General features: G+C 42.8%; 10 protein-coding genes. 6 read left to right on the top strand and 4 right to left on the bottom strand.

Going from position 1 to position 9138, the window contains the following annotated elements; all coding sequences use genetic code 11:
* Positions 1-297: 297 nt before the first annotated feature.
* Together NFR55_RS10165 and NFR55_RS10160 are read right to left on the bottom strand one after the other, a co-directional pair.
* On the bottom strand, positions 298-1344 hold the full coding sequence (locus NFR55_RS10165) for a rolling circle replication-associated protein (protein WP_251548723.1): 1047 nt from the start codon (positions 1342-1344) through the stop codon (positions 298-300).
* 233 nt (positions 1345-1577) lie between these two features.
* Entirely contained in the window at positions 1578-2495 is a 918-nt protein-coding gene (locus tag NFR55_RS10160) for a helix-turn-helix domain-containing protein (protein WP_251548721.1), read from the bottom strand.
* Between the two features lie 277 nt (positions 2496-2772).
* Between NFR55_RS10160 and NFR55_RS10155 the strand changes: the two genes are divergently transcribed.
* The 4 genes from NFR55_RS10155 to NFR55_RS10140 all read left to right on the top strand — a co-directional run bounded on the left by NFR55_RS10155 (position 2773) and on the right by NFR55_RS10140 (position 6566).
* Entirely contained in the window at positions 2773-3429 is a 657-nt protein-coding gene (locus tag NFR55_RS10155; protein WP_251548719.1) for a hypothetical protein, read from the top strand.
* Between the two features lie 119 nt (positions 3430-3548).
* The gene (locus NFR55_RS10150) at positions 3549-3710 is read left to right on the top strand and encodes a hypothetical protein (RefSeq protein ID WP_251548717.1); all 162 of its coding nucleotides are present in this window, start codon (positions 3549-3551) and stop codon (positions 3708-3710) included.
* Between the two features lie 18 nt (positions 3711-3728).
* Positions 3729-5366 carry a recombinase family protein gene (locus tag NFR55_RS10145; protein WP_251548715.1) on the top strand — a complete coding sequence of 546 codons (1638 nt, stop codon included), beginning with the start codon at positions 3729-3731 and terminating at the stop codon, positions 5364-5366.
* Positions 5367-5423: 57 nt separating this feature from the next.
* Positions 5424-6566, top strand: a complete 1143-nt coding sequence (locus NFR55_RS10140; protein ID WP_251548712.1) for a recombinase family protein — start codon at positions 5424-5426, stop codon at positions 6564-6566.
* A 117-nt stretch (positions 6567-6683) separates the two neighbouring features.
* Here NFR55_RS10140 and NFR55_RS10135 read toward each other — a convergent pair whose 3' ends face one another.
* Together NFR55_RS10135 and NFR55_RS10130 are read right to left on the bottom strand one after the other, a co-directional pair.
* The gene (locus NFR55_RS10135; protein WP_251548711.1) at positions 6684-7076 is read right to left on the bottom strand and encodes a cytidine deaminase family protein; all 393 of its coding nucleotides are present in this window, start codon (positions 7074-7076) and stop codon (positions 6684-6686) included.
* Between the two features lie 373 nt (positions 7077-7449).
* On the bottom strand, positions 7450-7746 hold the full coding sequence (locus NFR55_RS10130) for a hypothetical protein (RefSeq protein WP_251548709.1): 297 nt from the start codon (positions 7744-7746) through the stop codon (positions 7450-7452).
* Positions 7747-7777: 31 nt separating this feature from the next.
* Between NFR55_RS10130 and NFR55_RS10125 the strand changes: the two genes are divergently transcribed.
* On the top strand, positions 7778-7924 hold the full coding sequence (locus NFR55_RS10125) for a hypothetical protein (protein ID WP_251548707.1): 147 nt from the start codon (positions 7778-7780) through the stop codon (positions 7922-7924).
* 312 nt (positions 7925-8236) lie between these two features.
* On the top strand, positions 8237-9124 hold the full coding sequence (locus NFR55_RS10120; RefSeq protein ID WP_251548705.1) for a rolling circle replication-associated protein: 888 nt from the start codon (positions 8237-8239) through the stop codon (positions 9122-9124).
* The last annotated feature ends 14 nt before the right edge of the window (positions 9125-9138 follow it).

Raw genomic sequence — 9138 nt, 5'->3', positions numbered from 1 at the left:
AAGCGGCTACGCCGCTTTCGTCACCCTCGCGCTGTCGCGCTCGGGCGCCGAGACAGGCACACACAACCCACCCACCAACCGAAAAGGCTATCCCAACTCATTGCTGAAACCGACGGAAAGGGGCAACCAATCAACCAAGTAGCATATCCGAAAATTCTTACCTTATGGCAACGACCGCGGCGGCGAAATTCGGGCGGCACGCGCGGGCTTACCGTGCTCGCCCGAATTTCGCCGCCGCAGTATCGTTCTCGGACATTTTCTCTAACAGCGATTGTTTTTCACATTGCTGTTTTATGCTTACGACACTTTCTTTGCTTTGGCTATCGTTTCGGGCGATGCTTCGCCTATAAGCGCACCCTCGTCCCAAATCTTGAATTTGTTGGATACAATCAGCCGTATATCCCTTTCATCGCTGCTGTCCATTTTGCATATCACGTCGTTGCCGACAATGTCACTCTCTATAAAACGGTATAAACCTTTTGAGAAGTACGGCTTTACGTCCTGTTTATTCAAATATTTCGTTATGTACTTTATTGCCGATTGATACATCTGCGGTATTATTTCGCTGAACTCGTTTCGCCCGAACTTCTCAAAGAAATACTTGCTCTGTAAATACGTTTTCATTTTACCCGTTTTGGGATTGTAGTCTTTTACCGTTTCCAATTCGCCGGTTATTTTCTTGTTCGGATCGTAGATAAGCCCGTGAAAATGAAGCCTGTCATTCTCGCTACCGCGTTCCCATGCGCCTTGAAACAAACAACCGTAGCGTTTATGCAAATTAGATAGAGCGTTCTTCAAACTCTTTTCAAAACTCTGCTCGGTATGCTTTTTGGAATCGAAAGTTATCGTGAAAAAGTATTCGTAGTTTTGGTTATATGCCTTGTATGCAAACCGCTGTTTACGGGTATAAGCGTTCCGCCATTTTCTTCGGAATTGTTCGTCCACGAAATATAAAGCGTCTTCTTTGCTCGAAAAGAGCGGCAACATATCTTTGAGAATGGACTGTTTTCTAACATTCGGGTATTGCTTATAATACTTATCGTAAAGTTCATCGAAAATTTGTTTGAGCGTGGTAACGTGCACGCTGCTATTCGGCTCGTCAGTTTGTCCGCTTTCTACCGTTGCATATTTTACACCGTCTTTTACGGCGGCATTTTCAATCGGTTTTTCTTCCAAAGCATACTTGCCGTCTTTTACCGATACGGCTATTTCTTTTTGCTTACGTACGGTACGCCGCGTGGGATTTGTAGTATGAGGCGTAGCAATGTAATGATCGCCCTCTTTGCGCACCTTGCATTTAGGATACCATGCCGCAATCCCGTCCTCGTCTATACGTCCTAACATATCGCCTTTGTATCTGTTATTTATAATTCATCATCTCCTTCGCCCCGTAGGGCATTTATTAAGAAACTCGACCGCCCGTAAGTTACCGTTTACCTCCTTGTAGTTATTTTTGCAGTCATAGTGGCGGGCAATCTTGTCCCTACGCACACTAATATAAATTTTCACCCCACAACACACAAAAAAAGTGCGAAGAATTTTTTGTTCCTCGCACTTTTTCTATGCTTTTTATGGTTTTATTTCGTCGTAAAGTCGCCCAATATGAATACTTGCTCGACGTGTTTCTCGTCTATATCCAAGTCGCCTATGAGAATATTTTCGTCGAACCAAGTGAAAACGGTTAATTGCTTATTCGTATCCGCGTCGATAATCGTTACCTGCGGATTGTCTTTTGTGCCTGCTATTTCGGCATATAACGTAATGCCGAATATCTTTACCGTTTCCGTTCTATTCAACGGCTCTAACGTAAGTTTTGTCGTTCGGTCTTGGGAGTAAAGATAATGACCTTTCACCCTTTTTGTTTCGCCTTTCCAATAGCAATAGCGCAATACCAAATACTTAATATTCTCGGGTACGACAAGCGGTAAACCGTTTTCTTCCAAATATTCTTTTCGCGCCATTCGTCTTTCAAACTTTGCCTTGCACAGCGGATAGATATTATGCCAATTTTGATCGTGATTAAATCCGTGCGTTTTCCACGCCCAATCCCGAAAACCTACGTCTTGGGTTATATCGTACAAATCTTTGAGTGTTAAACCCGTTCCGTAAAACTCGCACGGCGGGCCTATGTACTTATACGCATTGCCTTTTTGCTTGCCGTCTGTATCAAATTTAGGAATAATCTCTATTAAACCGTCTTTCTCCAACTGCCGTAAAATCGTTTGTACCGTTCTGTCCGACACCGCCAATCTTTGGGCGAGCGAATGAACTTTGAACGTCCTGCCGTTACACACTATAACGGTGTTTACGACTATCTCTCGGCGTTCTTTGAGCGTGGGCTTGCGTATGAGATACTCTCGGTCATCATCGTCAACAAGATAATGTGGGTTTTTAATGTAGATAAACCCGTAGCCTTTGCGCCTGAATTGCTTCCACGGATATTCGTCCTCAACCCATTCTTCGTCTTCGTATTTTTGCGTAAACAGTTCGTTCATAAAGTTATTATACTGTTTTACGGCATAAAAAGCAAGTATGTATATACTCCGTTTTCGGTTTCGCCTTTCGGCATTGGTTGGTAAACGAAAAGCCGCTTTAAGTCAAGGGTAAAATGCACTCCCGTTCGGTCGCCCTTGACTTAAAGGGAGCGTGACGCTCCACCCAATTATTGTTTACGCTTTGCATATTTTTTTTGTCAAAACAATCACCGTCTTTCCGTTTTGTTTTTGGTTGTTGCCGAAAGGCGAAAGCAATCGAAAACGGAGGTAAAACAAAATGGTAAAAGAGGTCGAAGTCAAAAGAGATTTCAGAGTGTTGAGAGAAATCATTTCTCCCGAAAGAGTGCAAGTTATAGCGGAGCTTATAACAATCAAGCAAACCAAAACGCTTATCGGTTACATAGGCGAAAGCGCTATAACGGCACACGAAAAAGTGTATTACGACGTGATGCACAAGGATACCGAGGGCTACGTTTTGAGCGATTATTACGATCTCGTTCAAGAGGTAGCCCTTTTCTTATGCGAACACTTCGGAAAATACTTGGACGATCATCTCTACACTTCCAAGAAAGGCAAAGCGGTTACGATCAAAGCCGAATGTTATTACATCATCAAACGCGAACTGTATAGGCGTTACAGCGTAGGGATAAAGAATTTCTCTTTGGAAGCGTTCCGGTATATGAAAGATCCGAAAGACTTTACGGATATTTCGGATGCGGATATAGAGGCAAGCTATGCCAAAGTGGAAAAGATAATTTCTCTTATGAACTTAGGTGAGAAACATCTTATTGTACTGAACGGCAGAATGAACGGTATAAGCAATAAACAGTTAGCCGTACTACTTGGTTGCACAATAGGCGGCGTACACGGATTCAGATACGTTATGCAGCGACGTTACAACAAGGTTATGCGTCACTATGCAAGTAAGTTGTAGCGTTATGACCATTAAAACTATTCGTTTCGAAAAAATTTTTATGGACATTTTCTAATCCTATAGGGTGAAATTTTGTATTAGTTGTTGCAGCCATAGGTGAAGTTACCTTAAAAACTACAATGCAACAAGGAGTAAATCAACAACACACTGTCCGCACGGAAGTGATCGGCGGCAAGATATATATTGTCGTAAGCCACTACGTCGGCAAGAAAGATTTCAAAAAGATTATTTGCGATCACGCTTTCAAACAGGCTCTTGCGGAAGATAAAAAGTCCGCATAGCAACAAGGAGTAATAAAAATGCAACCCAAACAAAACAGCAAAGACTATATCGTAGGAATGTACGTCAGACTTTCCCGCGACGATGAGCGACAGGGCGAATCGCTGTCCATCGAAAACCAAAAGGCTATTCTTTCGGAATACATAGAACAGCAAGGCTGGACGCTCCACGATATTTATGTGGACGACGGCATTTCGGGTACTACCTTCGAACGTCCGGGCGTAAAGCGATTGCTCGAAGACGCCAAGCAAGGCGTTATAAACACGATACTTGTTAAGGATATGTCGCGTTTCGGCAGAAACTACATTATGGTGGGACAGTATCTCGACTATGTGTTTCCCCTGTATAACATACGTTTTGTGGCTCTAACCGACAACATAGACACCGAGAACAAAGATACCGCCGCTATGGATATGATGCCTATTACCAATGTGTTCAACGAATGGTGGGCAGCCGCTACGAGCAAGAAACTTCGCGCCGTGCGTATTCAGAACGCCAAAAACGGCATAAACGGAATGTCCCACGCTCCTTACGGTTACATACTCGGAACGGACGAAAAACGGACTTTGCAAATAAACGAAGAAACCGCGCCCATAGTAAAACGTATTTTTGAAATGCGCTCTACTGGACTAACGCCGAGAAAGATAGCGGATATTCTCAATGCCGAACATATCCTTACGCCCAACGATTACCGAATAGCGACGACGGGTATAAGCGGCGTGAGAAACCCCTCGCACCTATGGCATACTACCGTTTTGAGAACACTTCTCTCTAATCAAGCATACATAGGCAATCTCGCCCAGCACAGAACCACGACCATTTCGTATAAAAACCACAAGTGGCAACGCCGCCCCGAAGAAGATTGGATTGTAATAGAAAACGCGCACGAAGCGATTATCTCGAAAGAATTGTGGGATAAGGTCAAGGAAGTGGAAAAAGCCGTAGGACACGGAAAGCATACCAAACGCGGTTATATGCACCCACTGTCGGGACTGATGTTCTGCGCAGACTGCGGCGCGAAAATGCGGCTCGGCTGGAATACGCAAATAGCAAAGCGCACGGGCGAAGAAAAAACTTACTTCAACTTTAACTGTGGCAACAAAAGCCGAATGGGATCATCTTGCTGTTTCAGTCATTTCATTCCCGTGCCGGTGTTAGAGCAAATAGTTCTAAACGACGTGAAGGATAAGGCGGCAAAGATAGTAGCCGACGAAGCGGAGTTCAGACGAAAGTATTTGGAGCATACCGCCACGCTTGCCAATAAGAACCAAGCCGACGTAAACAAGGAATTGCACAAAGACGAACAGCGACTTGCCGAGCTTGATAAACTGATCGAGAGCGCGTTCGAAGAAAAGGTAGCCGGCAAAATTCCCGAAAGCGTTTGCGTGCGGTTGATTGAAAAGTACACTACCGAGCAGTCCGAATTGAGCGAGCGCATTAAAACTATTAAGCAAGGATTGGAAGAAGCCGAGAAAGCTGTAACCGATATTGACGAGTTTATACGGCGAATGAAACAGTATCTCTACGCCCCGAAACTTACCCGTGAACTGTGTTTAGACTTGTTCGAGAAACTTGTCATAGGCGGCAAAGAAAGCGTTACAGGCAAGCCCCAAGAAGTGCATATCTATTACAAAGTCGATATTGACAGCATATTATAGCCGTTTTACCCCTAAATACCGTATAAATCACTATGTCCATTTGAACTGTTGGAAGGCATGGCGGAGTACTACAGTGCCGAGCTTAGTCAAAAGGTAAAGCGCGGCATGCGCGAGTCGCGAAGTAAAGGCAACTACACCGGCGGTTTCGTGTTATTCGGTTACCGTGTTGAAAACAAGAAACTTGTCATACACGAAGACGAAGCCGTAATCGTACGTCAAATGTTCGAGGACTGCGCATCCGGTAAGCTCGTCAAAACGATTATTGAAGAGCTACGCGAAAAAGGTATCCTCTACCGCGGCAAACCGTTTGCGAGAAATACGGTGTATCACCTACTTTCAAACGAAAAATATGCTGGCATTTATAGGCACGGCGACGAAGTGTTTACGAATATTTATCCTCGCATCGTTCCCGACAATATCTTTTCCATCGTGGCAAGCAAAATAGCAAACAACAAATACGGCAAACACAAACCGAATATTTACTACCTACTACGCAACAAAATGATATGCGGTTACTGCGGAAAACCCGTCAATTCCGACTCGGGCACTTCCAAAAACGGAGAAATAAAACGCTACTACAAGTGCTCGGGTAAACGATTGGATAAAAGTTGCCCTTGCAATCCCATACGCAAAGACCTTATAGAGCAAATCGTTATAGATGCAACATACGAGGCGCTATCGTCAAGCGAAAACATAACGCTGCTTGCCGAGAAGATTATTGCGGCACACAAAAAGCGCATCGACAATGAGTCGATACTGAAATTGCTGTTAGCGGATTTCGGCGAAACCGAAAAAGCGATAAACAATATCCTATCCGCTATGGAACAAGGCATCATAACAAATTCCACAAAAGAGCGATTAGAACATTTGGAAGGAAAGAAAGTTGACTTATTGGCAAAGATAGCAGCGGAAAAAGCCCGAACAAAACTCCTTATAAACCAAGACGATATTACAAAATACATTTCTACGGCGCTACGCAAAGAGCCGCGACCAATGGTAGACGCGCTGATAAGGAAAGTAGTCCTATATAACGATAAAATAGAAATTCACTACAATTATACGAATATGAAAGATCCCGATGGAACAGACGACCGTCGGGATTTTGTTTTCTATACTTGCAATAAAACATTTGAGATAGACACGCACAAATACGACAGAGCGCCTATTCTTTTAACGTTTTCGATAGAATTGTATGCGTGAATGACATAAAGTGCAAAAAAAGATACCCAACTGCCCTATTTTACGGGTTCAGTTGGGTACCGCTTGGCGGAGCGATAGTAACCTAAAACGAATTTTTACTGCACGTTAAATTGAAATTTATTTATGTCGTGGGTATTCAGGCATCAAATCAATCAATTTTGTTGTCCGTCCGTCTTTATCCAATAGTATTTCGATGTTTTCCACGTCTCCGCCTAAATGCATCATAAATTCTCTACAAATACCACAAGACGGAATTATATTACCATCTTTATATACTGATACCACTTTTGTAATCTCACTCTCGCCGTATGTAAGCATTGTCGATAAAGCATTTCTTTCCGCGCACATACCTATAGAGCCGTCCGTATCAATGCATATACCCTTATAAATATTACCTTTTTTCGTGAGTACGGCAGATGCCACGCTCCCTACCCACATTTTATTTGAAACATCATGGGGGTTCAAAACGCTCATTGCTTCGTCATATAACCTTTTCCATTCTTTGTCCATTGTTGTGTACTCCTAAATAAATTCCAAGATTTGTGTTTTATCCATTATATGTTTTCTTACCGCTAAATTACTGTTTATAATCGCAAGCGATTGCTTCGTAACGCTCAAAATGAGCAAATATATTATAGCACAAACAAATGCTATTTTCAAGTGTATTAGATAGGCTAAAATAGATTTATGGCACTGTGGCGGGTGCTTGATATAACAAGCGGCGGCTTGCGCCGCCGTCAAGCACCCGCCACAAACCGAACACAACCGAAAAGAACAAAGCCGCTGTAACGTAAAAAGCAAGGGCGGCAACTAAAATACGGCGACACGCGCAGGCTTTCCGTGTCCGCCGTATTTTTTTACGTTGCCGCCGTCTACTTGCTTTTCACTTCCCGAATACTCCCGATACGTTATGCGCCGCATTGTTACTTTGTAACCCAAAACTACCCATAAATGTAACCGCAAAATTATTTTCAGTATGGTATAATGCTTTTGCTTGCAAGCAACGGCAAAAGTTTTTCAAATTATTTTTCTGAAAAGCGTGGATTTTTGCCGTTTTCAAGGCTATTAAGTAGAGGGCAATTTTTCGGCTTTTATTAAATTTTGATGAAATTTTTGCAAAGACCGTAAACTTTTGCTCTTTCTCGTGGCTATTAAGTGAGGGGTATTTTATTTTTGCCATAGACAACCCTAAAAAATCTAAACATAAGGAGGTGCGAAAAATTCTTAAAACCGAACTCGAAATCGTTACAGTCGGAACGCCCGACATAACGGCATTGACGGACAGCGAACGGCGGCTATTCTTTGAAACGCTGTATGCAAGAGTTTTGGAATTAGCAAAAGAAAAGAAAGAAAATTAACGTATTGTATTTTATCTATCTGTCAGAGTTGCAACGTGCTATGACAACTCAAATTAAATGTATGTATGGTTAGGGGCGCAACGTGCTACGCCGCCCCAAGATAATTGAATATATCGGCTTAACGAATAGGCGTATTGTATGATTGTACAGCCAAAAAAGCAAGCGTAAAAGAATTCCGAATAAAAAAGGAACGCGCCGCACGACAAGGGCAAAGTACGGAACAAGTGTATTGTTTTGTATTTTGCCCTTTTTCTTTTACTCAAAAAAACTAAAAAATACTCAAAAAAACTAAAAAACAAGGAGAACACCACAATGCCAATAATAGACGCAAAAATCTACAACGACGGCAGTCATTTTATCGCCATACCGCCTGAAAACTTTACGAGCGGAAAGCATAAGAAACAGCCGCCGAAAAAAGCAACAACCCAAGACACCAAAAAGCAAGCGTTTGAAACGGCGTATAAAGAAAGCCAAAGTCTACCCAAGCGCGAGCGAAAAAAGTATATTGCTGAGAAATTGCAAAGCGAATTTGAAACCGCCGAACAAGCAAAGGAATATACCGAGCAAAACATTGAACGCAAGAAAAATAACGCCGCCAAACGCTATACACGGTTATGGCGTAAAGTGCGCTTGCAAAGTTGGAACTATTTTGTAACTTTCACGTTTGACAGCACAAAGCACGACGAAACTACTTTCAAAGAAACTTTACGAAATACGTTAAAACACCTTGTCAGCCGTAAAGGTTGGAAATATATAGGCGTATGGGAACGCAGTCCAGATAAACAGCGTTTGCATTTTCACGGTATATTCCACATACCCGAAAACGCTATGATAGGCAAACTCGAACAAGTAACCGATTACGACACGAAAAAACACCGCAAGCAAACGACATACCAAAATACGCACTTTCTCGAAAGGTTCGGGCGAAACGATTTCAAAGAGATATGCAGCCGAGATATAGAGCGTTCCGTTCGCTGTCTACTCAAATACATAGAAAAGAGCGGCGAAAAACTTGTATTCGGCGGTAAATTGCCGACTTATATCAAGGGCAGTATTCTCGACGAAGATATTATTTGCCCGACGGGAATTGACAATAAGAAAGTGATTTTATTCGACGATTTCACTTGCATAGACAGCGACGGCGTAGTTAGGGGCAAAGCCACGCCCGAAGTATTAGCGCAAATGCCCACAGCCAATTAAATTATTTACCTTTC

This window comes from Pumilibacter intestinalis (assembly GCF_943193005.1).
Classification (GTDB): Bacteria; Bacillota; Clostridia; order Christensenellales; family Pumilibacteraceae; genus Pumilibacter; species Pumilibacter intestinalis.
Note: the sequence above shows the minus strand (reverse complement) of the source record. Positions and strands in the feature narration are given on the sequence as shown.

Coding starts and splice junctions, on each gene's coding strand:
- NFR55_RS10145 (WP_251548715.1), top strand. CDS start 3,729: ATGCAACCCAAACAAAACAGCAAAGACTATATCGTAGGAATGTACGTC.
- NFR55_RS10165 (WP_251548723.1), bottom strand. CDS start 1,344: ATGTTAGGACGTATAGACGAGGACGGGATTGCGGCATGGTATCCTAAA.
- NFR55_RS10130 (WP_251548709.1), bottom strand. CDS start 7,746: ATGGCAAAAATAAAATACCCCTCACTTAATAGCCACGAGAAAGAGCAA.
- NFR55_RS10160 (WP_251548721.1), bottom strand. CDS start 2,495: ATGAACGAACTGTTTACGCAAAAATACGAAGACGAAGAATGGGTTGAG.
- NFR55_RS10155 (WP_251548719.1), top strand. CDS start 2,773: ATGGTAAAAGAGGTCGAAGTCAAAAGAGATTTCAGAGTGTTGAGAGAA.
- NFR55_RS10150 (WP_251548717.1), top strand. CDS start 3,549: ATGCAACAAGGAGTAAATCAACAACACACTGTCCGCACGGAAGTGATC.
- NFR55_RS10140 (WP_251548712.1), top strand. CDS start 5,424: ATGGCGGAGTACTACAGTGCCGAGCTTAGTCAAAAGGTAAAGCGCGGC.
- NFR55_RS10120 (WP_251548705.1), top strand. CDS start 8,237: ATGCCAATAATAGACGCAAAAATCTACAACGACGGCAGTCATTTTATC.
- NFR55_RS10135 (WP_251548711.1), bottom strand. CDS start 7,076: ATGGACAAAGAATGGAAAAGGTTATATGACGAAGCAATGAGCGTTTTG.